Here is a 26,241-nt window from a genome sequence, read left to right on the forward strand (position 1 = left end):
CCATCGGCGGGATGACCTGTGCCTCCTGCGCTGCTCGCGTGGAGAAGAAGCTCAACCGCATGGAGGGGGTCGAGGCCACGGTCAACTACGCGACGGAGAAGGCCCGGATCTCCTGCCCGCCGGACCTGGAGGTGAGCGACCTCATCGCCACCGTCGTGAAGACCGGGTACACAGCCGAGGAGCCGCCGCCCCCGGCACCGGAACCCGAGAGCTCGTCCGACGCCGACACCCCGGGCAGCGGCGAGAGCCTCCGGAGCGACCCCGAGTCGGCCGCGCTCCGGCAGCGCCTCGTCGTCTCCGCCGCGCTGTCCGTGCCGGTGGTCCTGATGGCGATGGTTCCGGCCCTTCAGTTCGACAACTGGCAGTGGCTCTCGCTCACGCTCGCGGCGCCGGTCGCCGTCTGGGGCGCGCTGCCCTTCCACCGGGCCACCTGGACGAATCTGCGGCACGGCGCCGCCAGCATGGACACCCTGGTCTCCCTCGGCACGCTGGCCGCCTTCGGCTGGTCATTGTGGGCCCTGTTCCTCGGTCACGCCGGGATGCCGGGCATGCGGCACGGCTTCGACCTCACCGCCTCGCGCACCGACGGCGCGTCCACCATCTATCTCGAAGTCACCGCCGGTGTGGTGACGTTCCTCCTGCTCGGCCGCTATCTGGAGGCCCGCTCCAAGCGGAAGGCCGGCGCGGCACTGCGTGCCCTGATGGAACTGGGCGCCAAGGACGTGGCCGTGCTGCGCGACGGCACGGAGACACGGATACCGATCGGCCGGCTGGCGACCGGTGACCGTTTCCTCGTGCGCCCGGGCGAGAAGATCGCCACCGACGGCACGGTCGTGGAGGGCGCGTCCGCCATCGACGCCTCCCTGCTGACCGGTGAGTCGGTGCCGGCGGACGTGGCGGCCGGCGACCCCGTCACCGGTGGCTGCGTGAACGTCGGGGGCCGCCTCGTCGTCGAGGCCACCCGGGTCGGCGCGGACACCCGGCTGGCCCGCTTGGCCAAGCTCGTGGAGGACGCCCAGAGCGGCAAGGCGGACGTGCAGCGGCTGGCCGACCGGATCTCGGCCGTCTTCGTTCCCGTCGTCATCGTCCTCGCACTGCTCACCCTCGGGTTCTGGCTCGGCAGCGGAGCGGGCCCGACCGCCGCGTTCACCGCGGCCGTGGCCGTGCTGATCATCGCCTGTCCCTGTGCGCTCGGGCTGGCCACGCCGACCGCGCTGATGGTCGGCATCGGGCGGGGTGCGCAGCTCGGCATCCTCATCAAGGGCCCCGAGGTCCTGGAGGCCACCCGCACCGTCGACACCGTCGTCCTCGACAAGACGGGCACGGTGACCACCGGCCGGATGAGCCTCCAGGGCGTCCACCCCGCCGAACCGGGTGACGAGGGGGCCGAGGACGAGCTGCTGCGCCTCGCGGGGGCCCTGGAGCACGCCTCCGAACACCCCGTCGCCCGGGCGATCGCGGCGGGCGCCGCGGAACGCGTGGGCACTCTGCCCGTCCCGTCGTCCTTCGAGAACCTTCCCGGTCTCGGCGTACGCGGCACGGTCGACGGACACGACGTCCTGGTGGGCCGCGCCCGCCTGCTGGAGGACGCCGGCGTGGAAGTGCCGCCCGCGCTGTGCGCCGTGGCGGCGGACGGCCGTACAACGGTCTTCGCGGCCCGCGACGGCAAGGTGCTCGGGGCCCTCACGGTCGCCGACACGGTCCGGGACACGAGCGCCGAGGCCGTCGCCCGCCTGCGGGACCTCGGCCTCAGGCCGGTGCTGCTGACGGGCGACAGCCGGGCGGTCGCCGAGGCGGTCGCGGCCGAGGTCGGCATCGACGAGGTGCACGCCGAGGTCATGCCCGAGGAGAAGGTGGAGGTGGTCCGGCGCCTCCAGGCGCAGGGACGCCGGGTGGCCATGGTCGGCGACGGGGTGAACGACGCGGCCGCCCTCGCCGCGGCGGACCTCGGGCTGGCCATGGGCACCGGTACGGACGCCGCCATCGAGGCAGGTGACCTGACGCTCGTACGGGGCGATCTGAGGACCGCGGCCGACGCCATCCGTCTCGCCCGTCGGACTCTTGCCACCATCATCGGCAATCTTTTCTGGGCCTTCGGCTACAACCTCGCCGCGCTGCCTCTCGCGGCGTTTGGCCTGCTCAACCCCATGATCGCTGGTCTGACCATGGCCTTTTCGTCCGTATTTGTGGTGACCAACAGCCTGCGGCTACGCTCTTTCCGGTGACTACAGGTGGGTCACAAGACCTTCACAAAGAGACCTAGATCACAGATATTTAGGGGTAACCATTGAGGCTCCTCGCGAGTCTGAATGGGCGATGCCGAGAACGTCTTGGGGGACGTTCATGGGATGTCTTGGGGGACGTCTCAGGCAAGCGTTGGCCGGGGCACGTGCCCGGGGAGCTTTGAGCGGCCCTCCCGTGCGTACGTACCCCGGCAGACCGCGAAGAACTTCTGCTCACCCGGCAGAGACGCCCGGCCGGATCCCGTGGGGGGAATCCGCTCCGGGGATATGGGAAGCGCCCCGCCCGCCGACCCGTGGGGGGATCGGCAGCGGGGCGCTTTCCGTTACGTACGGGGCCTCGACGGGGCCGGCCGGATCACCTTCTCAGGAGTGACCGGTCCCCTGGTCGGGACTGTCGCTTCAGCGAGCCTCGACCGGGACGAAGTCGCGCAGGACCTCGCCGGTGTAGATCTGGCGCGGGCGGCCGATGCGGGAACCCGGCTCCTTGATCATCTCGTGCCACTGGGCGATCCAGCCGGGCAGCCGGCCGATCGCGAAGAGCACGGTGAACATCTCGGTCGGGAAGCCCATGGCCCGGTAGATGAGACCGGTGTAGAAGTCCACGTTGGGGTAGAGGTTCCGCGAGACGAAGTAGTCGTCGGAGAGCGCGTGCTCCTCGAGCTTCAGCGCGATGTCCAGCAGTTCGTCGGACTTGCCGAGGGCCGAGAGGACGTCGTGCGCCGCCGCCTTGATGATCTTCGCCCGGGGGTCGAAGCTCTTGTAGACGCGGTGGCCGAAGCCCATCAGCCGGACGCCGTCCTCCTTGTTCTTCACCTTGCGGATGAAGGAGTCGACGTCGCCGCCGTTGGCCTTGATGCCTTCGAGCATCTCCAGCACCGACTGGTTGGCGCCGCCGTGCAGCGGGCCCCACAGGGCGCTGATGCCGGCGGAGATCGACGCGAACATGTTCGCCTGCGAGGAGCCGACCAGACGCACGGTGGACGTCGAACAGTTCTGCTCGTGGTCCGCGTGCAGGATGAGCAGCTTGTCGAGCGCCGAGACCACGACCGGGTCCAGGTCGTACTCCTGGGCGGGGACCGAGAAGGTCATCCGCAGGAAGTTCTCCACGTACCCGAGGTCGTTGCGCGGGTAGACGAAGGGGTGGCCGATCGACTTCTTGTAGGCGTACGCCGCGATCGTCGGAAGCTTGGCGAGCAGCCGGATCGTCGAGAGGTGGCGCTGGGTCTCGTCGAACGGGTTGTGGCTGTCCTGGTAGAACGTCGACAGCGCGCTGACCACGGAGGACAGCATCGCCATCGGGTGTGCGTCGCGCGGGAAGCCGTCGAAGAACCGCTTGACGTCCTCGTGCAGCAGCGTGTGCTGGGTGATCTCGCCCTTGAAGGCGGACAGCTCGTCGACCGTCGGCAGCTCACCGTTGATCAGCAGGTACGCCACCTCGAGGAAGGTGGAGCGCTCGGCCAGCTGCTCGATGGGGTAACCGCGGTACCGCAGAATCCCCTGCTCACCGTCGAGATAGGTGATCGCGGATTTATAGGCGGCGGTGTTGCCGTAGCCGCTGTCCAGGGTCACCAGACCGGTCTGGGCTCGGAGCTTCCCGATGTCGAAGCCCTTGTCACCGACGGTGCTGTCGACCACCGGGTAGGTGTATTCACCGTCCGCGTACCGCAGTACTACAGAGTTGTCGCTCACGTCATCCCTCACCGACGTAGTGCCTCTTCTTCGAGGTGCCCTGACTGTCTCTACCATCCCCCATTTGGCTCAGGAGAGTGCACTCGGGGTCGACCAATGGGCCTATCGGCGGCACTCAGTGCCGCCAACCTGCTCATCTTGCCCCGTTCGCCCTGGTTCCGGAAGCCGGGGTGGGATTTCCCACCCCGCAGGGCCGGAGCGCTCGCCCGGCCGGCCGAAACCCGCACGGTTCAGCCGCCGGTCAGCCGGTGGTCGAGCGCGGTGAAGCGTCTGCCTGCGGAAACGGTGCGCACTGCCTGTCCTATCGCCTTGCGGGAGCCGACGAGCACGACGAGCTTCTTGGCCCTGGTGACCGCCGTATAGAGGAGGTTCCGCTGAAGCATCATCCATGCTCCGGTGGTGACCGGGATCACCACCGCCGGGTATTCGCTGCCCTGGGAACGGTGAATGGTCACGGCATACGCGTGGGCCAGCTCGTCCAGCTCGTCGAAGTCGTACGGAACCTCCTCGTCCTCGTCCGTCAGCACGGTCAGCCGCTGATCATCCGGCTGGAGCGAGGTGACCACGCCGACCGTGCCGTTGAAGACGCCGTTCTTTCCCTTCTCGTAATTGTTGCGAATCTGGGTGACCTTGTCGCCGACCCGGAAGACCCGTCCGCCGAAGCGCTTCTCGGGGAGATCGGGCCGCGCGGGTGTAATGGCTTGTTGGAGCAGGCCGTTGAGGGTGCCCGCACCCGCCGGGCCTCGGTGCATGGGCGCCAGAACCTGCACATCCCGCCGTGGATCGAGACCGAATTTGGCCGGAATTCGTCGGGCCGCCACGTCCACGGCGACCCGTCCCGCGTCCTCCGTCTCGTCCTCGACGAAGAGGAAGAAATCGGAGAGACCCGAAGTGATGGGCGGAACACCGGAGTTGATGCGGTGGGCGTTGGTCACCACACCGGACTGCTGGGCCTGGCGGAAGATCCGGGTGAGGCGGACATGGGGCACCGGGCCGCCGTCCGCGAGCAGGTCCCGCAGCACCTCGCCCGCGCCCACGCTCGGCAACTGGTCGACGTCCCCGACGAGCAGCAGATGTGCCCCCGGTGCGACGGCCTTGACCAGCTTGTTGGCCAGCAGCAGATCGAGCATGGACGCCTCGTCCACGACGATGAGATCGGCGTCGAGCGGGCGGTCGCGGTCGTAGGCCGCGTCACCGCCCGGTCTGAGCTCCAGCAGCCGGTGGACGGTGGACGCCTCCGCCCCGGTCAGCTCCGAGAGCCGCTTGGCCGCGCGGCCGGTGGGGGCGGCCAGCACCACCTTCGCCTTCTTGGCGCGGGCCAGCTCCACCACCGACCGCACGGTGAAGGACTTTCCGCAGCCGGGGCCGCCGGTGAGGACGGCGACCTTGTTGGTGAGCGCGAGTCGCACCGCGGCCTCCTGCTCGGGGGCCAGCGCGGCGCCCGTGCGGTCGGCGAGCCAGGCCAGCGCCTTGTCCCACACGACCTCCCGGAAGCCCGGCATCCGGTCCTCGTCGGTGCGCAGCAGCCGGTTCACCTGAGCGGCCAGGGAGATCTCGGCGCGGTGGAAGGGCACCAGATAGACGGCGGTGACCGCCTCGCCGCCGTCCGGCCCGGGCACGCTCTCCCGCACGACCCCCTCCTCGTCGGCCGCGAGCTCGGCGAGGCACTCGATGACCAGGCCGGTGTCCACCTGAAGGAGCTTCACGGCGTCCGCGATCAGCTGCTCCTCGGGCAGGAAGCAGTGGCCCTGGTCGGTGGACTGCGACAGGGCGTACTGAAGGCCGGCCTTGACCCGCTCCGGGCTGTCGTGGGGGATGCCGACGGCCTGGGCGATCCGGTCTGCGGTGAGGAAGCCGATGCCCCACACGTCGGCCGCGAGGCGGTAGGGCTGGTTCCTCACGACCGAGATCGAGGCGTCCCCGTACTTCTTGTAGATGCGCACGGCGATGGAGGTGGAGACACCGACACCCTGGAGGAAGATCATGACCTCCTTGATGGCCTTCTGTTCCTCCCAGGCGGCGCCGATCAACGTGGTCCGCTTCGGGCCGAGTCCCGGGACCTCGATGAGCTTCTTCGGCTCCCGCTCGATGATGTCGAGGGTCTCGACGCCGAAGTGGTCGACGATGCGCTCGGCGATCCGCGGGCCGATGCCCTTGATCAGGCCGGAGCCGAGATAGCGGCGTATGCCCTGGACGGTGGCCGGGAGGACGGTGGTGTAGTTCTCCACGGTGAACTGCTTGCCGTACTGCGGGTGGGAGCCCCAGCGGCCCTCCATGCGCAGGGACTCGCCCGGCTGCGCGCCGAGCAGCGAGCCGACGACCGTGAGGAGATCGGCGCCGCGTCCGGTGTCGACGCGGGCGACCGTGTACCCGTTCTCCTCGTTGGCGTAGGTGATCCGCTCGAGGACCCCTTCGACCACTGCCAGATTGGACATGATCCGACGCTACCGCCGGGGTCGGACAACGCGGGCGGCCTGTGGACAACTCGCGTCCGCGCAGCGGCGGTAGCGATTCCGGCACGTCGAGGGGGCCCGGCCGTACGGCCGGGCCCCTCCATTTCCCCTCCCTCAAGGACTCCCCGGATCCCCCCAGATCCCCCCCGGGAGCCTTGATGACAGGTATGACCGGCGTGACTGGTAAAGGGTTGTACGACTGCGGCCGGTAATTTTTCCGGAACTCCCGGATCCAGTCGGTTGCCGCATCCGAGCGCCGTTCCCGGCTGCTCGCGCGCTCAGTTGATGTTGAACCCGTCCTGGGCCAGGACGCTGCCGTCGGACGCGTAGACCGTCACCGCGTAGCCGGTCCGCATCACCTCCGGGCCGGGAAAGGCGTAGTACGTACCCCAGTCGGGCTCCGCGCCCAGGCGCAGGACTCCCGCCTCGTACTCCTTGTCGGCCACGCGGATCACGATGCGGGCGGGCGGTCTGTCCGTGCGGAAGGCGCCGTGGACGAGGCCCTCGCTGCTCGACAGGCCACCGCTCACGCTGTCGGGGCGGATGTTGTTGCCCGGCAACTGCCGGGCCGCCGTGACCGCCTGCTGGATGTCGTCTCGCTGGACGACGTAGTTCTGTTCGCCCTCGGGCAGCAGCACCACCTTCAGGCCGTGGCCGATACCGGCCACTTCGTACGGCTGGAGGGTCCGGACGCCCGGCCGGCCGGTGGATGCCGACGGAGTGGGGGCGGTGGCCGGCGGTGCCGGGGAGGGAGACACGCGGGCGCCGTCGACCCCCGCGTACGCGAGGACGGCGAGTGCCGCCGTGACCGTCGCCGCACCGGCCACGGCCGCCCGTCGCCTGCTGCGCGCGGTGCGGCCCCGGCGCAGCACGTCGTCGACCGGGGCGGGCCCCACGGGGTGGGAGTCCGCCTCGCGTCGCAGGGCGTCGCCGATGCGCAGGTCGTCGTTCACGGGCGCGGCTCCTTCGGCGTCCCACGGGCCGCCCTGCCGCTCGCGGACGCGCCCGCAGGCTCACGGGCCACTCCCGGCTCGCCGCGGAGGCGGCGCAGGGCCCGCGCGCTGTGGCTGCGGACCGTGCCGATGCGGGTGCCGAGCAGCCGGGCCACCTCCGACTCGGTGCGGTCCTCCAGATACCGCAGCACGATCACGGCCCGCTGCCGGGGCGGCAGCCGGTCGAGCGCCTGGAGAAGCGCGCTCCGTTCGGCGATGCCCTCGGTGCGGTCCGGGGCGGCCGTCTCCGGGAAGCGGGTGGTGAGCCACTCGCGTGCCCGCGTCCGCCGGAGCCGGTCCACATTGGCGTTGATCATGATGCGCCAGACGTAGGCGTCGGGGTCGTCGGTGCGCTGGATGCGCTCCCACTTCACATACGCCTTGGCCAGGGCTGCCTGCACCAGGTCCTCCGCGTCGTGGTGATGTCCGGTCAGGAGCCGGGCCGTCCGGAGCATCCGTGGCCAGCGGCTGACCACGAATGCCCGGAAGTCCGCCTCCGCGCTCGTCTTCAATCAGGGTCCTCTGTCGGGGCCGCTGTTCGCCGTCGGGGGCCGCGCCGGCGTGCCCGACCCCTGTACGGGCCCGGCGGCGCGGCTCCGGTCCTACCTGGGGCCGAAGGTCAGGGTCGCCAGCACCGCGCCGCCGCCGTCGTACGCGGTGACCGTGACGGGCTCCCGCCACGGTCCGGCTCCGGGCCGGTCGAGGTAGTACGTGCCCCAGCCGGGCCTGCCCGGCAGCCGCAGCATCGCGGCCTCGGTCTCCGGGCCCCTGCCGATGCGCACGGTCATCCGCGCCGGCGGCGTGTCCGTACGGTAGGCGCCGGTGAAGAGGATGTCGTCGCCCCCGGTGCCGATGCCGCCGCTGAGGCTGTTGGGACGGATGCTGCTGCCGGGGTACTTCCTGGCCTCCTCGACATCGGCCGCGAAGTCGTCGTAGCCGACCACATAGTTCTGCCGGCCCTCGGGCAGGAGGGCCATCTTCGCGCCGCGGCCGATGTCGACGGGCTCGTAGGGGCGTACGACGCGCGGCCCGGTCGCGGACGGGGACTTCGCCCGGGGCTGCGCCGGAGCGGCCCCGTTCTGCGCGGGAGCGGCGGCCGGAGACAGCCCGTTCCGCGTCGTCGCCGGGGCCGCGGGCGATGCCGCGCGGTCGACCGCGATGGCCGTCCCGCCGCCGGCCGCCAGAACCAGCGCCACCGCTCCCGCTACGGCAAGCCGCCTTCTGCTCATGCTTCCTCCAGATGATCGGACGCGATCCGTGAACGTCTACATCTGTCAGACGGCGTCCGGCCCCGGCGGCTATGTCATGGCAGCGGAAGTTTCTCGGCGGACTTCCCGGGTGGTGTCAGAGCACGTGCTCGACGAAGCGGCGCACGGTCTCCGTCAGCACCTCCTCTCCGTCGCGTGCCCACAGCCGCTCGTTGAACAGCTCGACCTCGATCGGGCCGCTGTAGCCCGCCGCGTCCACCCGGCTGCGCCACGCGCGCATGTCGATCGATCCGTCGCCGATCTGTCCCCGGCCGTTGAGCACTCCGGCGGGCAACGGTGTGGTCCAGTCGGCGAGTTGGAAGGCATGGATGCGGCCTTCCGCTCCCGCCCTCGCGACCGCGTCCGGCGCCGTGTCGTCCCACCAGATGTGGTAGGTGTCCACCACTACGCCCACCTGCGACGACGGGAACCGTCCGGCGAGCGCGAGGGCCTGGGTCAGGGTGGAGACGACACAGCGGTCCGCGGCGTACATCGGGTGCAGCGGTTCGATCGCCAGCCGTACGCCCCGCTCCCCCGCGTAGGGCGCGAGGACCGACAGCGCGTCCGCGATCCGCTCGCGGGCTCCTGCCAAGTCGGCGCTGCCCGGCGGCAGTCCGCCGGAGACGAGGACCAGGGTGTCCGTGCCCAGGGTCGCGGCCTCGTCGATCGCCGCGCGGTTGTCGTCGAGCGCACGTGCCCGCTCCCCGGGGTCGATCGCGGTGAAGAAGCCGCCGCGGCACAGGCTCGTGACCGCGAGACCCGCGTCGCGGACGAGCGCGGCCGTCGCCGCGACGCCGTACGACCGGACGGGCTCACGCCACAGTCCGACCCCGGAAACGCCCAGCCGCAGGCAGGCCTTGGTCAGTTCGGGCAGGGACAGCTGCTTCACGGTCATCTGGTTGATGCTGAAGCGGCTCGGACCGGTCATGCGCTGACTCCGTACACATCGAGCAGGGACCGCATGCGCCTCTCGGCCAGGGCCGGGTCGGGGAACAGGCCGAGGCCGTCGGCCAGTTCGTAGGCCCGCGCGAGATGGGGCAGCGAGCGCGCCGACTGGAGGCCGCCGACCATCGAGAAGTGCGACTGATGCCCGGCGAGCCAGGCCAGGAACACCACACCGGTCTTGTAGAAGCGCGTGGGCGCCTCGAAGAGATGGCGGGAGAGGCCGACCGTGGGGTCGAGGAGCTTGCGGAAGCCCTCCGTGTCCCCGGTGTCCAGCACCCGTACCGCCTCCGCCGCCAGCGGTCCCAGCGGATCGAAGATGCCGAGCAGCGCGTGGCTGAAGAAGCCGCGTTCGTCGCTGGCGATCAGCTCCGGGTAGTGGAAGTCGTCGCCCGTGTAACAGCGCACGCCCTGCGGGAGGCGCCGACGCAGCTCCACCTCCCGGCGCGCGTCCAGCAGCGACACCTTGATGCCGTCCACCTTGTCGGGGTGGGCCGCGACGACCTCCAGGAAGGTCTCCGTGGCGGTGTCGAGGTCGGCGCTTCCCCAGTAACCCTCCAGTGCCGGGTCGAACATCGGCCCGAGCCAGTGCAGGATCACCGGTTCGGAGGCCTGGCGCAGCAGATGGCCGTAGACGGTGAGGTAGTCGTCCGCCGAGGTCGCTGTCGCCGCCAGCGCACGGGATGCCATCAGGATCGCGCCCGCGCCGGTGGACTCGACGAGAGCGAGCTGTTCCTCGTACGCCGCCCGTACCGCCGCGAGGTCCGCGGATCCGGTCAGCTGGTCGGTCCCCGCACCGCAGGCGATCCGGCCACCCACCGCCCCGGCCTCGGCGGCCGAGCGCCGGATCAGCTCCGCCGCGCCCGCCCAGTCCAGACCCATCCCCCGCTGGGCGGTGTCCATCGCCTCGGCGACACCGAGGCCGTGCGACCACAGATGGCGGCGGAAGGCGAGGGTGGCGTCCCAGTCGACCGCGGCGGGTGAACCGGGGGCGGTGTCGGCGTACGGGTCGGCGACGACATGCGCGGCGGAGAAGACCGTACGGGAGGCGGGCGGGGCACCACCCGCGCCCCCGGAGACGGTGAAGTCCGCGGGTTCGGCCCGCGGGGTGTGGGCGCGCAACCGGCCGTCGGCGCTCGGGAGTCGGATCACAGGGTCAGCTCCGGAACGTCGAGGCGACGGCCCTCGGCCGACGATCTGAGAGCGAGTTCGGCGAGCTGCACACCGCGCGCACCGGCGAGCAGATCCCAGTGGTAGGGCTCGCCGAGCGCCACATGGCGCAGAAACAGCTCCCACTGCGCCTTGAACCCGTTCTCGAACTCCGTGTTGTCCGGGATCTCCTGCCACTGGTCGCGGAAGGGCTCGGTGGCCGGCAGATCGGGGTTCCACACCGGCTTCGGGGTGGCCGAGCGGTGCTGGACGCGGCACCGGCGCAGCCCGGCGACCGCTGAGCCGTGGGTGCCGTCGACCTGGAACTCCACGAGCTCGTCGCGCATGACCCGCACCGCCCAGGAGGAGTTGATCTGGGCGACGGCCCCGCCCTCCAGCTGGAAGATCGCGTACGCCGCGTCGTCCGCGGTCGCCTCGTACGGCTTGCCGCGCTCGTCCCAGCGCTGCGGGATGTGTGTGGAGACCTGCGCGCTCACGCTGGTGACGCGGCCGAAGAGACCGTGCAGTACGTACTCCCAGTGCGGGAACATGTCGACGGCGATGCCGCCGCCGTCCTCGGAGCGGTAGTTCCAGGACGGGCGCTGGGCCTCCTGCCAGTCGCCCTCGAAGACCCAGTAGCCGAACTCGCCCCGTACGGACAGGATCTCGCCGAAGAAGCCGCCCTCCACGAGGCGCTTCAGCTTCAACAGACCCGGCAGGAAGATCTTGTCCTGGACGACGCCGTGCCGGATGCCGGCGGCGGCGGCGAGACGTGCCAGCTCCAGGGCGCCGGCGAGATCGGTCGCGGTCGGCTTCTCGGTGTAGACGTGCTTGCCCGCCGCGATGGCCTGTTTGATCGCGGGGACGCGGGCGGAGGAGACCTGCGCGTCGAAGTAGATGTCCACGCTGCCGTCGGCCAGCACGGCGTCCAGGTCGGTCGTCCAGTGCTCCAGTCCGTGCTGTTCGGCGATGTCGCGCAGCGCGTGCTCGCGGCGCCCGACGAGAACGGGCTCCGGCCACAGCGTCTCGCCGTCCCCCAGATCGAGACCACCCTGATCGCGGATGGCCAGCAGGGAGCGCACCAGATGCTGGCGGTATCCCATCCGTCCGGTCACGCCGTTCATGGCGATCCGCACTGTCCTGCGTGTCACGAAGATGCCTCCATGTCCCTCGATCCCCGGACGGTTCCCTCTTTATGGCCTTGTTGCCTCGATACCGCGGTAGCAAGCGCTTTCTACGCGGTATGACGCTAGCCTGCCGACAGTGACCCGGACAAGGGCTCTGTTCCATCTCCCGCGGAGGAAAGCGATGACAGTCACCCTGTCGGACGTCGCGGCGCGCGCTCGGGTGTCCCCGGCCACCGTGTCGCGTGTGCTCAACGGCAACTACCCGGTCGCGGCGTCGACGCGGGAGCGGGTCCTTCGCGCCGTCGACGAACTCGACTACGTCCTGAACGGGCCCGCCAGCTCACTCGCCGCCGCCACCTCCGACCTCGTCGGCATCCTCGTCAACGACATCGCCGACCCCTTCTTCGGGATCATGGCCGGAGCCGCGCAGACGGAGATCGGCGGGCAGGAGGGCACCGGGCGCGCGGGCGGCGAGAAACTCGCCGTCGTCTGCAACACCAACGGCTCACCGGACCGGGAGCTCACCTACCTCACCCTGCTCCAGCGGCAGCGGGCGGCGGCCGTCGTCCTCACCGGCGGCGCGCTGGAGGACCCCGCGCACATCGCGGCCATGTCCTCGAAGCTGGCGAAACTCGCGGACGCGGGGACCCGGGTCGTGCTGTGCGGGCGCCCGCCCCTGCCGGGCAGCGACTCGATCGTGGCCGCGCTCACCTTCGACAACCGGGGCGGCGGACGGCGGCTGACGGAGCATCTGCTGTCCCTCGGCCACCGGCGCATCGGGTACGTCGCCGGGCCGACGGAGCGCACCACGACCCGTCACCGGCTGGAGGGCCACCGGGCCGCGCTGACCGCCGCGGGCATAACCGAGAACCAGGACCGGCTCACCGTGCACGGCCCGTACGCGCGGCAGTCCGGCTACGACGCGACCCTCGAACTCCTGCGGCGCGACCCGGCCCTGACGGCGATCGTCGCCGCGAACGACACCGTGGCGCTGGGCGCGTGCGCGGCCCTGCGCGACCAGGGCCTGCGCATCCCCGAGGACATCTCGGTCGCCGGCTTCGACGACCTGCCGTTCTCGGTGGACGCGGTACCGGCGCTGACGACGGTACGACTGCCGCTGTACGAGGCGGGGGCGCGGGCGGGGCGGCTGGCGATGGGGCGGGAGGCGGCGCCGCCGGGGGGCATCGCGACGATCGGAGCGGAGCTGATGGCGAGGGAGTCGACGGGCCGGCCGAAGTCCTGAGCGGCTGATTCGGCCGGGCTCTTGCGGCTGAGCGGCTTGTCCGGCTCGGGTTCTCGCGGCTGAGCGGCTTGTTCGGCTCGGGTTCTCGTGGCTGAGCGGCTTGTTCGGCTCGGGTTCTCGCGGCTGAGCGGCTTGTTCGGCTCGGGTTCTCGCGGCTGAGCGGCTTGTTCGGCTCGGGTTCTCGCGGCTGAGCGGCTTGTGCGGCTCGGGTTCTCGTGGCTGAGCGGCTTGTGCGGTGCGGGTTCTTGTGGATTGGGTCCGGGTTCTTGGGGCGCGGCGGGTTGTGGGGTTGCTGTCCCGGTGCCGTTCCGGGGTCATGTCCGGGACTGCGGTCCTCACCGCGATTCGCGCGAGTTGCGGGCGCTTTGACGTCCCGGACACGACCCCTGCACGTCCCCGTCCCTGAACCCGAGCCCTCGCTCCGGCCGGAGGCGTATCCGCCCCCTCGCGTCGCGATCGGTCCACGAAACCTTGGTATGGGACGGACGGGGGGTCGCTGACGGGCGGGAGGGGGACGGGGGCGCAGGAGGGGGGTGTCCGGACGTCAAAGCTTCAGCAACTCGCGCGAAGCGCGGTGAGAAAGCAGTCCGGACACCCCCCTCCGGAGAACCCGGCACCCGCACCCACCCACCAACCGGGCGCGTGCCCGCACCACAGCGACCCGCACATCAAGGCACCCGCACATCAGGCACCCGCACCACAAGCGACCGCACCCGCACCACAAGCCACGCGCCCCGGACGAGGACCCCAACCACCACACCCTCAGGCAACCCCCGCCCGCAACGCCCCCACCGTCGCCGCGATCGACGGGCGTCTCGCCGCCCCCTCCCGCCACAGCGCGTACAGCCTCCGCCTCGGCACCGGCGTCAGCGGCACCTCCCGTACCCCCTCCGGCAACGCCCCCCGCCCCAGGCGCGGCATCACCGCGATCCCCAGCCCCGCCGCCACCAGCGCCAGTTGGGTGTGGTTCTCCTCCGCCTGGTGGACGAGGTCCGGTTCGCTCCCCGTCGCCCGCAGCATCCGGATCAGCCAGTCGTGGCAGACCGTGCCCGGCGGCTGGCAGATCCAGCGCTGACCGGCCAGGTCCTCGCGCCGTACCGATGCCAGGGACGCCAGCGGATGCCCCTCCGGCACCAGCAGGTCGCACAGGTCGTCGCCGAGGTGTGCCTGTTCGACGCCGTCCGGTGCGGGCAGCGGCGCGATGTCCCAGTCGTGGGCGACCGCGAGGTCGGTCATCCCCCGGGCCACGAGGTCGACGGACAGATGCGGGTCGACCTCGGTGAGGCGGGCGTCGAGGGTGGGGTGCAGACGGGCCAGTTCGGCGAGGACGCCCGGCATGAGTCCGCGCGCGGCGGACGGGAACGCGGCGATCGTCAGGCGGCCGGTGGGCTGCCCCCGCCGTTCCTCCAGCGTGGTCTCCGCGCGTTCCACGATCGCGAGCAGTTCCTCGGCCGTCCCGGCGAGGTGCTGTGCCGCGTCGGTGAGCGCCACGCCCCGTCCCCGCCGCTCCAGCAGCGTCGTCCGCGTCTCCCGCTCCAGCTTGGTGATCTGCTGCGACACCGCGGACGGGGTGTACCCGAGCGCGGTCGCCGCGGCGGCCACCGAACCGTGCACCGCGACCGCGTGCAGCGCCCGCAGGCGTCCCAGATCGAGCACGGCCCACCCCCCATTCGTAAGCAACGCTCAATTCCACCATGAAGAAACCCGCGCTGGTGCTACATGGTCCGGGCCGGTGATCCTCGACGCATGCGTCCCGTACACATGGCACTCGCCGTGACCGTCGCCGCGGTCTGGGGAGTCAACTTCGTCGTCATCGAACTCGGCCTCGGGCACTTCCCGCCGCTGCTGTTCTCCGCGTTGCGCTTCCTGGTGGCCGCACTGCCCGCCGTCTTCTTCGTGGGCCGCCCCAAGGTCGCCTGGAAGTGGCTGATCGGCGTCGGACTGGCCCTCGGGGTCGCGAAGTTCGGGCTGCTGTTCATCGGCATGGACCGGGGTATGCCGGCCGGACTGTCCTCGCTCGTGCTCCAGATCCAGGCGGTGTTCACGGCCGTTCTGGCCGCGGTCGTGCTCGCCGAACGGCCGGGCAGGGCGCGGGTCCTGGGCATGGCCGTGGCGCTGGGCGGCATCGCCCTCGCCGCCGTCGACGAAGGGACGTCGGGGCCGCTGCTCGGCTTTGTGCTCGTCGTCGCGGCCGCCGCCTGCTGGGGCGTGTCCAATGTGCTGACCCGCAAGGCGTCCCCGCCGGACGCGCTGAACTTCATGGTCTGGGTGTCCGTGGTCCCCGTGCTGCCGCTCCTCGCGCTCTCGTTGCTCTTCGAGGGACCTTCGGCGGATCTGCACGCCCTGCGGTCCCTCGACTGGAGCGGCGCCGGGACCGTCGTCTACGTCGCCTGGGGCGCGACGGTGTTCGGCTTCGGGGCCTGGGGGTTCCTGCTGCGGCGCTACCCCGCCTCCGCCGTCGCGCCCTTCTCGCTGCTCGTGCCCGTCTTCGGCATGACGTCCGCCGCTCTGCTGCTGGACGAGTCGGTGAGCCCGCTGCGCTGGGGCGCCGCGGTGCTCCTCGTCGGTGGTGTCGCGCTCACCTCGCTGTCGCGAGCAGTTGCTCCAGGTGCATCCGGCCCGGCGCCAGCAGTGCCGGCAGGTCCGCTGCCTCCGGGTGCCAGCGCTTCTCGTACTCCCAGCTCAGCCACGTCTCGTCGGTGAGCTGGGCCAGGCACGCGGCGAGCGGCAGCACCCCGGTACCGAGCGCCAGCGGGGCGAGGTCGTCGGCCGAGGCGACGTCCTTGACCTGGACGTAGCCGAGGAACGGGGAGAGCGCGGCATGGGCGATCGCCGGTTCCTCACCCTCCAGCCAGGGGTGCACCACGTCCCAGATCGCGCCCGCGTACAGATGGCCGACCGGTCCGAGGATGCGGGAGACGCCGGCGCCGGTCCGGTGCGAGTCGTGGGTCTCGACCAGAATCCGTACGTCCAGTCCGGCCGCGGTCTCGGCGGCCGCCCCGAGCCGGCGGGCGGCGACGGCCTCCGCCTCCGCCGGGTCCTGGCCCTCGCCGCCGGGGAAGACGCGCACATGCGGCGCGCCGACGTCCTTGGCGAGCCGCAGCAGGTCCTCGACCTCCTGGATCACGGCCGCGTCCTCGCCGGGGGCCGCGAGGCCGGTGTATCCGCAGACCGCGAGGATCTCGACACCGGCCCGCGCGAACTCGTCGGCGACGGCGGCCCGTTCGGCAGCCCCGATCCCCGGGTGCACCGGCTCCTCGGGGTCGGCCCGCAGCTCCACCCCCTGGTACCCGGTGTCGGCGGCCAGCTGGACCACGTCCCGGATGGGCATGCCCGGCACTCCGAGCGTCGAGAAGGCGAACTTCACTTGACCGTTCCTTCCTGCAGGGGCAGCCGCCAGTCCTGGCCGACCAGATCCACTCCGTACGAGCGGTGCGGTTTCTCGGCGACGAGGGTGAACCCGGCCCGCTGGTAGATCCGGCGGGCTCCGGTCAGTACGTCGTTGGTCCACAGCACCAGTTCCCGGTACCCCACTTCGCGGGCGAAATCCACCACCGAGCGCACGAGTCCGTCGCCGAGCCCGTGGCCGCGCGCCTCGGGTTCCACCAGGAGCAGCCGCAGGCGCGCGGTGGCGGGGGCGTCGTCCCGTACGCACATCACCGACCCCACCGGTTGTCCGTCCAGCTCGGCGATCCACACCCGTTCCAGATGGGGATCGTGGTCCTGGGCGAAGTCGGCGACGATACGGGCGACGAGGCCCTCGAAGTCGGCGTTCCACCCGTACTCCGCCGCGTACAGCGCCCCGTGCCGCTGGACGACCCAGCCGAGGTCGCCGGGGCGCGGGTCGCGCAGCACCGGGCCGTCGCGGTGCGCGGGCCGGCCGGGCGTGAGGATCTCGCGCACGGTCCGCATCGAGGCGACCAGCCGTGTCCGGTCCTCCGCGGTGACCCCGCCGAGCAGTCTCGCCACGGCCTCGCGCGAGCGTTCGTCGAGCAGGGCGGCGGCTTCCCGTCCCTGGGCGGTGAGGGTGATGCGCTGCCGCCGCGGGTCCCTCTCGGAGGGCGCGCGCGCCACGAGGCCGTCCCGCTCGAACTTGGCGAGGAGCCGGCTCAGATACCCGGCGTCGAGGGACAGCTCGGCGCGCAGGTCGGCGGCGTCGGTCCGCGGGCTGTGGGCGAGTTCGTAGAGGACGCGGGACTCGGTGAGGGTGTACGGGGTGTAGAGGTGTTTGCTGTAGTCGAGCGCGCCGATGAGGTTGGTGTAGAAGCGGTTGAACGCGCGGATCTCCTGGATCGGCATGAAGGCTCCCAGCATTTTCCTTGACTGAGTCAACGCTAGGCCCGGGCGGCTGTCGGGGCAAGAGCAGCGGACCCCCGGCGGCGCACGAGGGGCGGACCGAGGTCGGACGTCACAGGAACCTCATCTCTCCCTCCCGCACCGGTTCCGGCCGGCGAGGCAACCCGCCCTTCCCGTTTTCCGTCTAACCCGCCACTCCGTCGGATGCGACCCGCAGCACGGTGTCGGCCCTCGCTGCTCCACCCGCGAGCGCCGATCCCTCCCTCTCCCGCCGTCTGCGGCCGGCGGCCCCGCCGCCACCGGTGCGCCCCCTCCCGAAGCGCCGGTGGCGGCCCCCGTACCGGTGACCTTTCGCGCGGCGCGCGCCCTTTTCCTTGCCGCACCCTTGACCTGGCAGTAATTTTCGGGCTATCCGTGTGCTTTGGAAGTTTCCTTCAACTCCCTTGTCGAGCAAGGCCGGAAGGAGCACCCATGCACGACCGGAGCCTCTCCAGACGCACCGTTCTCGGCGCGACCGCCGCCACCGCCCTGGCGGCGAGTGCCGCCGCGGTCCCCGCGTACGCCGCCGGACCGGCGTCCCATGACCACCGAGACCGGCTGAAACGGCTGATCTCCCGGATGAGCGTCGAGGAGAAGGTCGGCCAGCTCTTCGTGATGCGGGTGTACGGGCACTCCGCGACCGCGCCCGACCAGGCCGACATCGACCTGAACCTCAAGGAGATGGGCGTTCGCACGGCCGCCGAGCTGATCGCCCGGTACCACGTCGGCGGCATCATCTACTTCGCCTGGGCGCACAACACCCGCGACCCCCGGCAGATCGCCGGGCTGTCCAACGGCATCCAGCGCGCGGGCCTGGACCAGCCCACCCCCCTGCCGCTGCTGATCTCCACGGACCAGGAGCACGGCATCGTCGCGCGGGTGGGCAGGCCCGCCACCCTGCTGCCCGGAGCGATGGCCCTGGGGGCAGGCGGATCGCGGTCCGACGCCCGCAGCGCGGCGGAGATCGCCGGGACCGAACTGGCCGCCATGGGCATCCTCCAGAACTACGCGCCGGTCGCGGACGTCAACGTCAACCCGGCCAACCCCGTCATCGGCGTGCGCTCCTTCGGCTCCGACCCCGAGGCCGTCGCCCGGATGGTCGCCGCCCAGGTCCGCGGCTACCGAAGCGCCGGCGTGGCCGCGACGTCGAAGCACTTCCCCGGCCACGGTGACACGACCGTCGACAGCCACACCGGCATCCCGGTCATCACCCACACCCGCCAGGAGTGGGAGGAGATCGACGCCCCGCCCTTCCGCGCGGCGATCGACGCCGGGATCGACTCGATCATGACGGCGCACATCCAGTTCCCCGCCCTGGACCCGAGCAACGACCCCGCCACCCTCTCCCGTCCCATCCTCACCGGCATCCTGCGCGAGGAACTCGGCTACGACGGGGTGGTGGTGACGGACGCGCTCAACATGCAGGGCGTACGCGACAAGTACGGGGACCACCGGGTGCCGGTGCTCGCGCTGAAGGCGGGCGTGGACCAGTTGCTCAACCCACCGGACCTGGCCGTCGCCTGGAACGGGGTGCTGAACGCCGTCAAGAGCGGTGAGCTGACCGTCGAACGCCTCGACGAATCGATCCTGCGGATCCTCCGCCTCAAGGAGCGTCTGGGGCTGTTCAGCCGGCCGTTCGTCTCGGAGGCGGGCGTGGAGCGCAAGGTCGGCACACGCGCCCATCTGGCCGCCGCGGACCGGATCGCCGACGGGACGACGACCCTGCTCGTCAACGAGCGCGGGCTGCTGCCGCTCAGCCGCCGCCGGGAGCCCCGGCTGCTGGTCGTCGGCGCGGATCCGGCCTCCCCGACCGGGACGACCGGGCCACCGACCGCGGTGCTGGCGAAGGCCTTCACCGAACTGGGCTTCACCGCCACCGCCCTGTCCACCGGCACCGCGCCGGCCGCGGCGAAGATCGAGGAGGCGGTGGCGGCGGCGAGCGGCAAGGACGCGGTCGTCGTCGCCACCTACAACGTCACCGCCACCAGTACGCAGCGCACTTTGGTGGCCCGGCTGGTGGCCACCGGTGTGCCGGTTGTGACGCTGGCCATCCGCAACCCGTACGACATCGCCCACCTCGGCGGTGTGCCTGCGGCGCTCGCCACGTACTGCTGGACCGATGTCGAACTGCGGGCGGCGGCACGGGTCGTCGCGGGCCGCACCGACCCCGAGGGCCGACTGCCCGTACCCGTGCCGCGGGCGGACGACCCGGACCGGGTGCTGTATCCCGTGGGGCACGGTCTGTCGTACGACTGACGTATCTCAAACGGCCACTGCCACCGGCGCACCACCGGCAATCGTCCCGCGGCCTTTCCGGGCGGCCGGTGTGGCCCGCTTCGGCGGGCCGCACCGGCCGCACCGGCCGGATGCCCGGGGGGTCCCGTATGGCAGGAATTCGGCGGTCCGCGGGCGCGGTGAGCGTCCCGGTACTCGTGCTGGTCGCCCTCACGGCCGGACGGCGTCCCGGCCGCGGCCGGGACGCCGTCCGGCCCAGCCGCCGCGTCCCCCTCACCCGGCTACCGAGCGGTCTTCCTGGGGCGGGGCGACTGTGCCTCGCCCGCCCGGGACTTCGATGAGGTGCCGTACTCCGGTTAGCGGGCCGCGGCCCGGGTCCTCGCGCGGTACGGCGGCCGGTCCTCGACCGGGCCGCCCTGTCCGGCGCCCACCGACTCGTCCCGCACATCTCCGAGGGGCGCCCGGCGGCCGACGAGGACGGTGACGGCGATGTGGGGCAGGGCTACGCCTGTATACGCAATCTCCTGCCGCCGCACCCGGGCGACCCGGGCGGGGGCGGCGGCCCGCACACCCTGGTCGGCGACTGCGTCTACAGCGCGGCCCAGCGGCAGGTGAAGGAGACGGCCTGCGACGGATCGGGCGACCACCGGCCCGAGTTCACGGTGGCCTCCGCCCGCGCCGAGAGGGCGCAGTGCCCGAAGTGGACGGCCCTGTACGTGCATCCGGGCGGGGACAAGGCGGTGGGCTGTGCCCGCCGTGTGTGAGTGACACGGCGGGCACAGCCCACGCTGCGGCGTCACGGCCGCAGGGACGGCTCCCGCTCGATGTCACGCTTGTCGAGCTTCGCGTCGTACGCCGTCAGGCGCTTCGCCTTGGCCTCGTCCTGCTGGACGGTGGCCGGGGCGACGCCCGCCCACTTCAGGATGGAGGCGGTGGCGGCGGCCTTCTGGTCGGCGACCAGAGCGCCCACGGCCGCACCGTGGTTCGCGCCCGGAGCGACGTACACATAGCTGTCACGGGCACCCTTGCCCAGCCGGAACTGCTCGGCGCCCCACGGGTCGTTCTGACCGTAGACGAACATCATCCGCTGGGCGTTGTTGCGCACCCAGTGGTCGACGTCGTCCATGACGAACGGCTTGAAGCGCATCGGGATGTCGCGCGGCACGAAGTTCCGCGGCGGCTGGTAGCCGTACCGGCTCAGGCCCTTGAGGTGCGGCTGCTTGATGTCGGGCGAGCCCAGCTCGGTGCCGGCCTGGTAGTAGTACGGCGCGTACGGCGCGAGGCCCTGGTCCGTGTAGAACGAGAAGCCGGAGATCGCGTCGATGCTGTCCCAGATCTGCTGGTCCGTCGCGGTCTTGGCGACCGGGATGGCGGCGCAGTCCGCCAGCAGGCTGTACTGCCAGAACGCCCAGGTGTAGTCGAGGACGACGGCCTCGAAGGCCTTGTCCTGCGAGCCGACCGTCGTGAACGTGTAGCCGTTGTCGGCGGCATACTGGGTGTAGATCGCGGCGAGCTGCTCGCGGCGGATCAGCGCCTCACGCTGCACGTTGTTGAGCTTGGTGCGGCATTCGGCGGTTCCGACGTTCGCGAGGAAGCGGTCGTAGGCCGAGTCCTCGTTGTTCCGCACGTCGTTGGGGGCCACGTAGGCGACGACGCCGTCCATGTCGCGCGGGTAGAAGCGCTCGTAGTACGTGGCCGTCATGCCGCCCTTGGAGCCGCCGGTGGTGAGCCACTTCTTGGCGTACACCTTCTTCAGCGCGGTGAAGAGGCGGTGCTGGTCGCTGGCGGCCTGCCAGATGTCCAGCTTCGACCAGTCGGCCGGTTCGGGACGGGACGGCGTGAAGAAGCGGTACTCAACGGAGACCTGGTTGCCGTCGATGATGGCCGTCGGCTCACTGCGGCGCGGTGTGGTGTTCACGTTGTAGCCGGAGGTGAACATGACCGTCGGCCGGTTGGTGTCCTTGTGCAGCAGGGTGATCCGCTGCTTGAAGGTCCCCTTGCCCGGGTGCCGGTGGTCGACCGGCTGTGTGTAGTTGAGGACGAAGAACCGGTACCCGGTGTACGGCTTCTCCTCGATGAGACTCATGCCCGGAATCGCGAGGATCCGGTCCTTGATGTCCGTGCCGGGCGCAGGCTCCGCGGCGGTAGCCGCACCCGCCGTCGCGCCGGCCGCGCTCATCGTGCCTATGAGCACCACGAGCGACAACAGCCATCTGAGCGCCTTGCTCATTCACCCTCCCCTTGGTTCACCTGTGACGCGGTGAACCTAGCGGGGGCAATGCCCGGCTGGCCACCCCCAGTTGACTGCCGGGTAACCGACGGCAGGTCAGGGAGCGGACGGGGATGCGGGGCGACGGCGGGTCAGCACAGGATCCAGCCGGTGGAGCGGGAGACCCCGGCGATGGCGCCGGTGGCCCGGACGCAGCGGTTGAGCGCGTGCACGGTGACGGGCCCCGCCTGGCGGGTGAAGGTGCCGCGGTCGACGGCGGCACGGCCGCCGCGGGCCTGGAGCGAGACGGACATCGCCCTCCGGGCTCCGGGCTTCCTCGCGACGGTCACGGCGCAGGCGTAGTTCCGGCTCTTGTGGACGCGCAGTTCGCCGCCCGGGAACCGCACGGTCTTCTGCACCCGCCCCGGACAGCCCGAGGCGGCCTCCGCGCTCTGCGTACCGGGCCCGGCGAGGGACAGCGCCCCCACGGCCATCAGCACCGCGAGGAACTGCGCCAGCAGTCTCCTCACCGGCCTGGTCGTCTCCGTCCCACCGAACACTTTTGCGCCCCCTCGTCACGGCCCCGTACATGCGTACGACGCAGGCGGGGGCGGAACGGTTGCCGACCCCACGACATGGTCACACCGTGGCCGGTTCGTCCTCTCCTATGAAGGTCCGCCACAGCGTGGTGTAACGGCCCTCCAGAGCGAGGAGCTCGTCGTGGGTTCCGTCCTCGACCACCCTGCCGCCGTCCATCACCACAATGCGGTCGGCGCGCGCGGCGGTCGTCAGCCGGTGTGCGACGACCAGGGTGGTGCGGCGGCCGGTCAGCCGATCGGTGGCTTGGTTGACCTGAGCCTCGGTGGCCAGGTCCAGCGCGGCCGTCGCCTCGTCCAGAAGCAGCACATCGGGGTCGACCAGCTCGGCCCTGGCCAGGGCGATCAGCTGACGCTGGCCCGCCGAGAGATTGCGGCCGCGCTCGGAGACCTCGTGCAGATAGCCGCCGTCCAGGGTGGCGATCATGTCGTGCGCGCCGACGGCGCGGGCGGCGGCCTCGACCTCGGCGTCGCTCGCGCCGGGCCGTCCGTAGGCGATGGCGTCGCGGACGGTGCCCTCGAAGAGGTACGCCTCCTGCGGGACGACGCCGAGCCGGTGCCGGTAGGCGGTGAGGTCGAGCTCGCGCAGATCCTGTCCGTCGGCGGTCACCCGGCCGCTCGTCGGGTCGTAGAACCGCGCGACCAGCTTGACCAGCGTCGACTTGCCCGCGCCGGTCTCGCCGACGAAGGCGACCGTCTGGCCCGCCGGGATGCGCAGATCGATGCCCGTGAGGGCCTCCTCCTCGTCGCCGTAACGGAAGTCGACGCCCTCGAAGGCGATCTCGCCGCGCAGCGACGCGACGTCCACGGGCTTCTTCGCGCTCGCCGTCGATGTCGGCTCGTCCAGCAGTTCCTGGATGCGCCGGAGCGACACCGAGGCCTGCTGGTAGCCGTCGAAGACCTGCGACAGCTGCTGCACGGGGGCGAAGAAGAGGTCGATGTAGAGGAGGTAGGCGACCAGGGCGCCGGTGCTCAGCGTGCCCGCGTCGACCCGGTGCCCGCCGACGATCAGGACGGCAGCGGCGGCCACCGAGGACAGCAGTTGCACGAAGGGGAAGTACACCGATATCAGCCACTGGCCGCGGACGCGGGCCTCGCGGTAGTGCTCGCTGCGGGCCACGAAGCGGTCGTTGCCGGAGCGCTCCCGGCGGAACGCCTGCACGATGCGCAGCCCGGACACGGACTCCTGGAGGTCGGCGTTGACGACGCTGATGCGCTCACGCGCCAGCTCGTACGCCTGCACGCTCTTGCGGCGGAAGAAGAAGGTGCCGACGATCAGCACCGGCAGGGTCGCGAAGACGACGAGCGCGAGCTGGAGGTCGATGACCAGCAGGGCGACCATGATGCCGAAGAAGGTGACCACCGAGACGAACGCGGTGACTAGACCGGTCTGCAGGAACGTCGACAGGGCGTCCACGTCCGTCGTCATCCGGGTCATGATCCGGCCGGTCAGTTCGCGCTCGTAGTAGTCGAGGCCCAGTCGCTGGAGCTGGGCGAAGATCTTCAGACGTACGGAGTAGAGCACCCGCTCGCCGGTGCGGCCCGTCATCCGGGTCTCGCCGATCTGCGCGGTCCATTGCACGAGCACGCTCAGCAGCGCCAGGCCGGAGGCCGCCCACACCGCGCCGAGCGCGACCTGCTCCACACCCTGGTCGATGCCGTGCCGGATCAGGACCGGAAGCAGCAGGCCCATGCCGGCGTCGACAGCCACCAGCAGCAGACTGACGAGCAGCGGAAGCCCGAAGCCGCGCAGCAGCAGCCGCAGGCCCTGGCCCTCTCCCTCGGTGTGCTCGACGCGGACGGCGCGTGCCTCGTCGACGTCCGGTGTGTCGTCGGCCGGCGGCAGCGCCTCCACCTGGGCGAGCAGCTCGGGGGTGGCTCCCGGCGCGGCCGATTCCCGCACGGTCTCCTCGCGCACCCACAGCCGGGGCGTGATGCCGCGCTCCGCGTCGAACTCCGCGTCCAGCTCGTCCCGTACGGAGCTGTCGCTGCCCGCCTCGGCCTCCAGCGCGGGAGCGTGCCCCGGCGATACGCCGCCGAGCTCGTCCGGGTCGGTCAGCAGCCGGCGGTACAGGGCCGAGCGCCGGGTCAGCTCCTCGTGGGTGCCGATGTCCGCGAGCCGTCCGCCGTCCAGGACCGCGATGCGGTCGGCGAGCTGGAGGGTGGAGCGGCGGTGGGCTATCAGCAGGGTGGTGCGGCCGGTCATCACCGAACGCAGCGCCTCGTGGATCTCGTGCTCGACGCGGGCGTCCACGGCGGAGGTGGCGTCGTCGAGCAGCAGCAGCCGGGGGTCGGTGAGGATCGCCCGGGCGAGCGCGACGCGCTGGCGCTGGCCGCCGGAGAGGGTCAGACCGTGCTCGCCCACGGTGGTGTCGTAGCCGTCGGGCAGCTCGCCGATGAAGCCGTCGGCCTGGGCGGCGCGGGCGGCGGTCTCGATCTCCTCCTGCGTCGCGCCGGGTTTTCCGTACGCGATGTTGGCGCGGACCGTGTCCGAGAACAGGAAGCTGTCCTCCGGCACCATGCCGATCGCGGCCCGCAGCGAGTCGTAGGTCAGCTCGCGCACGTCGTGGCCGCCGACGAGGACCGCGCCGTGCGTCACGTCGTAGAAGCGGGGCAGCAGGAGCGAGACGGTCGACTTGCCGCTGCCGGACGACCCGACGACGGCGACGGTCTCCCCGGGACGGATCTCCAGCGAGAAGCCGTCGAGGACCGGGCGCTCCTGGTCGTATCCGAAGGTCACGTCGTCGAACTCGACGGTGGCGGGGGCGTCCGCCGGGAGCACCTTGGTGCCCTCGGTCAGCGTGGGCTCGGTGTCGATCAGCTCCAGTACGCGGTCGACACCCGCGCGTGCCTGCTGGCCGACGGTCAGCACCACGGCGAGCATCCGGACCGGGCCGACGAGCTGGGCGAGATAGGCGGAGAAGGCGACGAAGGTGCCCAGCGTGATCTGGCCGCGGGTGGCCAGCCAGCCGCCGACGGCCAGCATGGCGACCTGTCCGAGGGCGGGGACGGCCTGGAGCGCGGGGGTGTAGCGGGCGTTCAGCCTGATGGTGCGCAGCCGGCCGGCGAACAGCTTGCGGCTCGCCTCGCGCAGCTTGCCGGCCTCCTGGTCCTCCTGGCCGAAGCCCTTGACCACGCGTACGCCGGAGACGGCTCCGTCCACGACGCCCGCGACGGAGGCGGCCTGGCTCTGCGCGTACCAGGTGGCGGGGTGGAGCCGGACCCGGCTGCGCTTGGCGATGAACCAGATGGCGGGGGCGACGGCGACGGCGATCAGGGTGAGGGGCGGCGACAGCCACGCCATGATCACGAGGGAGATCAGGAAGAGCAGGATGTTCCCGATGGTCATCGGGAGCATGAAGAGCAGACCCTGGATGAGCTGGAGGTCGCTGGTCGCCCGGCCGACGACCTGGCCGGTGGAGAGCTCGTCCTGACGCCGCCCGTCGAGCCGGGTGATCGTCGCGTACATCTCGGTCCGCAGGTCGTGCTGGACGTCGAGGGCGAGGCGGCCGCCGTAGAAGCGGCGGACGTAGGTGAGGACGTAGACGACGACGGCCGCGGCGATGAGCAGGCCGGTCCAGACGGCGAGGGAGCGGGAGTGGTCCCCGATCACGTCGTCGATGACGATCTTGGTGATCAGGGGGACGAGCGCCATGACGGCCATGCCGCCCAGGGACGAACCGAGCGCGAGCAGCACATTGCGCCGGTACCGCCAGGCGTAACCGGCCAGGCGCCGGGCCCACCCCTCATTCGCCGCCACGTGGTGCCTCCCGTTGAAATT

Annotated in this window: 18 protein-coding genes and 1 pseudogene; 4 read left to right on the forward strand and 15 right to left on the reverse strand. The window is 71.3% G+C overall.

Features of this window, described 5'->3' with window-relative positions; genetic code table 11:
• Positions 1-11 precede the first annotated feature (11 nt).
• Positions 12-2,225 carry a heavy metal translocating P-type ATPase gene (locus tag ABTX78_RS12765; RefSeq protein WP_352206856.1) on the forward strand — a complete coding sequence of 738 codons (2,214 nt, stop codon included), beginning with the start codon at positions 12-14 and terminating at the stop codon, positions 2,223-2,225.
• A 417-nt stretch (positions 2,226-2,642) separates the two neighbouring features.
• On the opposite strand, the gene ABTX78_RS12770 is transcribed toward ABTX78_RS12765, so the two are convergent.
• From ABTX78_RS12770 to ABTX78_RS12805, 8 genes are all read right to left on the reverse strand, one after another.
• Entirely contained in the window at positions 2,643-3,932 is a 1,290-nt protein-coding gene (locus tag ABTX78_RS12770; RefSeq protein WP_352206803.1) for a citrate synthase, read from the reverse strand.
• Between the two features lie 230 nt (positions 3,933-4,162).
• Complete coding sequence (gene recD2, locus ABTX78_RS12775; RefSeq protein ID WP_352206804.1) at positions 4,163-6,367, reverse strand: SF1B family DNA helicase RecD2; 2,205 nt, start codon at positions 6,365-6,367, stop codon at positions 4,163-4,165.
• 296 nt (positions 6,368-6,663) lie between these two features.
• Positions 6,664-7,338, reverse strand: coding sequence for a hypothetical protein (locus tag ABTX78_RS12780; RefSeq protein ID WP_352206805.1), 675 nt, complete (start codon positions 7,336-7,338; stop codon positions 6,664-6,666).
• The gene (locus ABTX78_RS12785; RefSeq protein ID WP_352206806.1) at positions 7,335-7,889 is read right to left on the reverse strand and encodes a SigE family RNA polymerase sigma factor; all 555 of its coding nucleotides are present in this window, start codon (positions 7,887-7,889) and stop codon (positions 7,335-7,337) included. Before ABTX78_RS12785 ends, ABTX78_RS12780 begins: the two co-directional genes overlap by 4 nt.
• Positions 7,890-7,979: 90 nt before the next feature.
• Positions 7,980-8,606, reverse strand: coding sequence for a hypothetical protein (locus ABTX78_RS12790; RefSeq protein WP_352206807.1), 627 nt, complete (start codon positions 8,604-8,606; stop codon positions 7,980-7,982).
• A gap of 115 nt (positions 8,607-8,721) precedes the next feature.
• Complete coding sequence (locus tag ABTX78_RS12795) at positions 8,722-9,552, reverse strand: sugar phosphate isomerase/epimerase family protein (RefSeq protein ID WP_352206808.1); 831 nt, start codon at positions 9,550-9,552, stop codon at positions 8,722-8,724.
• A complete protein-coding gene (locus ABTX78_RS12800) occupies positions 9,549-10,718 on the reverse strand; it encodes a dihydrodipicolinate synthase family protein (protein ID WP_352206809.1) in 1,170 nt (389 codons plus the stop codon). Before ABTX78_RS12800 ends, ABTX78_RS12795 begins: the two co-directional genes overlap by 4 nt.
• The gene (locus ABTX78_RS12805; protein WP_352206810.1) at positions 10,715-11,866 is read right to left on the reverse strand and encodes a Gfo/Idh/MocA family protein; all 1,152 of its coding nucleotides are present in this window, start codon (positions 11,864-11,866) and stop codon (positions 10,715-10,717) included. Before ABTX78_RS12805 ends, ABTX78_RS12800 begins: the two co-directional genes overlap by 4 nt.
• A gap of 157 nt (positions 11,867-12,023) precedes the next feature.
• Between ABTX78_RS12805 and ABTX78_RS12810 the strand changes: the two genes are divergently transcribed.
• Positions 12,024-13,085, forward strand: a complete 1,062-nt coding sequence (locus ABTX78_RS12810) for a LacI family DNA-binding transcriptional regulator (protein WP_352206811.1) — start codon at positions 12,024-12,026, stop codon at positions 13,083-13,085.
• 762 nt (positions 13,086-13,847) lie between these two features.
• Here ABTX78_RS12810 and ABTX78_RS12815 read toward each other — a convergent pair.
• Entirely contained in the window at positions 13,848-14,741 is an 894-nt protein-coding gene (locus tag ABTX78_RS12815; protein WP_352206812.1) for a LysR family transcriptional regulator, read from the reverse strand.
• Positions 14,742-14,831: 90 nt separating this feature from the next.
• Here ABTX78_RS12815 and ABTX78_RS12820 point away from each other — a divergent pair, with 90 nt between their 5' ends.
• A complete protein-coding gene (locus ABTX78_RS12820; RefSeq protein WP_352206813.1) occupies positions 14,832-15,788 on the forward strand; it encodes an EamA family transporter in 957 nt (318 codons plus the stop codon).
• On the opposite strand, the pseudogene ABTX78_RS12825 reads toward ABTX78_RS12820, so the two are convergent.
• Positions 15,676-16,452 (reverse strand): annotated as a pseudogene (locus tag ABTX78_RS12825) (sugar phosphate isomerase/epimerase family protein); the annotation flags it as partial. The gene ABTX78_RS12820 and the pseudogene ABTX78_RS12825 sit on opposite strands and share 113 nt — an antisense overlap.
• Positions 16,449-17,384, reverse strand: coding sequence for a bifunctional helix-turn-helix transcriptional regulator/GNAT family N-acetyltransferase (locus tag ABTX78_RS12830; protein WP_352206814.1), 936 nt, complete (start codon positions 17,382-17,384; stop codon positions 16,449-16,451). The pseudogene ABTX78_RS12825 and the gene ABTX78_RS12830, both read right to left, overlap by 4 nt.
• A gap of 468 nt (positions 17,385-17,852) precedes the next feature.
• On the opposite strand from ABTX78_RS12830, the gene ABTX78_RS12835 reads away from it, so the two are divergent.
• Positions 17,853-19,676, forward strand: a complete 1,824-nt coding sequence (locus tag ABTX78_RS12835) for a glycoside hydrolase family 3 protein (protein ID WP_352206815.1) — start codon at positions 17,853-17,855, stop codon at positions 19,674-19,676.
• A 335-nt stretch (positions 19,677-20,011) separates the two neighbouring features.
• Here ABTX78_RS12835 and ABTX78_RS12840 read toward each other — a convergent pair whose 3' ends face one another.
• The 4 genes from ABTX78_RS12840 to ABTX78_RS12855 all read right to left on the reverse strand — a co-directional run bounded on the left by ABTX78_RS12840 (position 20,012) and on the right by ABTX78_RS12855 (position 26,220).
• Positions 20,012-20,302 carry a hypothetical protein gene (locus tag ABTX78_RS12840; RefSeq protein ID WP_352206816.1) on the reverse strand — a complete coding sequence of 97 codons (291 nt, stop codon included), beginning with the start codon at positions 20,300-20,302 and terminating at the stop codon, positions 20,012-20,014.
• Between the two features lie 149 nt (positions 20,303-20,451).
• Entirely contained in the window at positions 20,452-21,885 is a 1,434-nt protein-coding gene (locus tag ABTX78_RS12845; RefSeq protein WP_352206817.1) for a S28 family serine protease, read from the reverse strand.
• 131 nt (positions 21,886-22,016) lie between these two features.
• Entirely contained in the window at positions 22,017-22,394 is a 378-nt protein-coding gene (locus tag ABTX78_RS12850) for a hypothetical protein (RefSeq protein WP_502993857.1), read from the reverse strand.
• 109 nt (positions 22,395-22,503) lie between these two features.
• Positions 22,504-26,220, reverse strand: coding sequence for an ABC transporter ATP-binding protein (locus tag ABTX78_RS12855; protein WP_352206818.1), 3,717 nt, complete (start codon positions 26,218-26,220; stop codon positions 22,504-22,506).
• Positions 26,221-26,241: the final 21 nt, after the last annotated feature.

Source organism: Streptomyces sp. NPDC096193, assembly GCF_040302905.1.
GTDB lineage: Bacteria > Actinomycetota > Actinomycetes > Streptomycetales > Streptomycetaceae > Streptomyces.

What these genes read in the sequence shown, in the direction of transcription:
- ABTX78_RS12765 (WP_352206856.1), top strand. Translation starts at nt 12, where the DNA reads ATGACCTGTGCCTCCTGCGCTGCTCGCGTGGAGAAGAAGCTCAACCGC.
- ABTX78_RS12845 (WP_352206817.1), bottom strand. Translation starts at nt 21,885, where the DNA reads ATGAGCAAGGCGCTCAGATGGCTGTTGTCGCTCGTGGTGCTCATAGGC.
- ABTX78_RS12790 (WP_352206807.1), bottom strand. Translation starts at nt 8,606, where the DNA reads ATGAGCAGAAGGCGGCTTGCCGTAGCGGGAGCGGTGGCGCTGGTTCTG.
- recD2 (WP_352206804.1), bottom strand. Translation starts at nt 6,367, where the DNA reads ATGTCCAATCTGGCAGTGGTCGAAGGGGTCCTCGAGCGGATCACCTAC.
- ABTX78_RS12795 (WP_352206808.1), bottom strand. Translation starts at nt 9,552, where the DNA reads ATGACCGGTCCGAGCCGCTTCAGCATCAACCAGATGACCGTGAAGCAG.
- ABTX78_RS12810 (WP_352206811.1), top strand. Translation starts at nt 12,024, where the DNA reads ATGACAGTCACCCTGTCGGACGTCGCGGCGCGCGCTCGGGTGTCCCCG.
- ABTX78_RS12830 (WP_352206814.1), bottom strand. Translation starts at nt 17,384, where the DNA reads ATGCCGATCCAGGAGATCCGCGCGTTCAACCGCTTCTACACCAACCTC.
- ABTX78_RS12835 (WP_352206815.1), top strand. Translation starts at nt 17,853, where the DNA reads ATGCACGACCGGAGCCTCTCCAGACGCACCGTTCTCGGCGCGACCGCC.
- ABTX78_RS12820 (WP_352206813.1), top strand. Translation starts at nt 14,832, where the DNA reads ATGCGTCCCGTACACATGGCACTCGCCGTGACCGTCGCCGCGGTCTGG.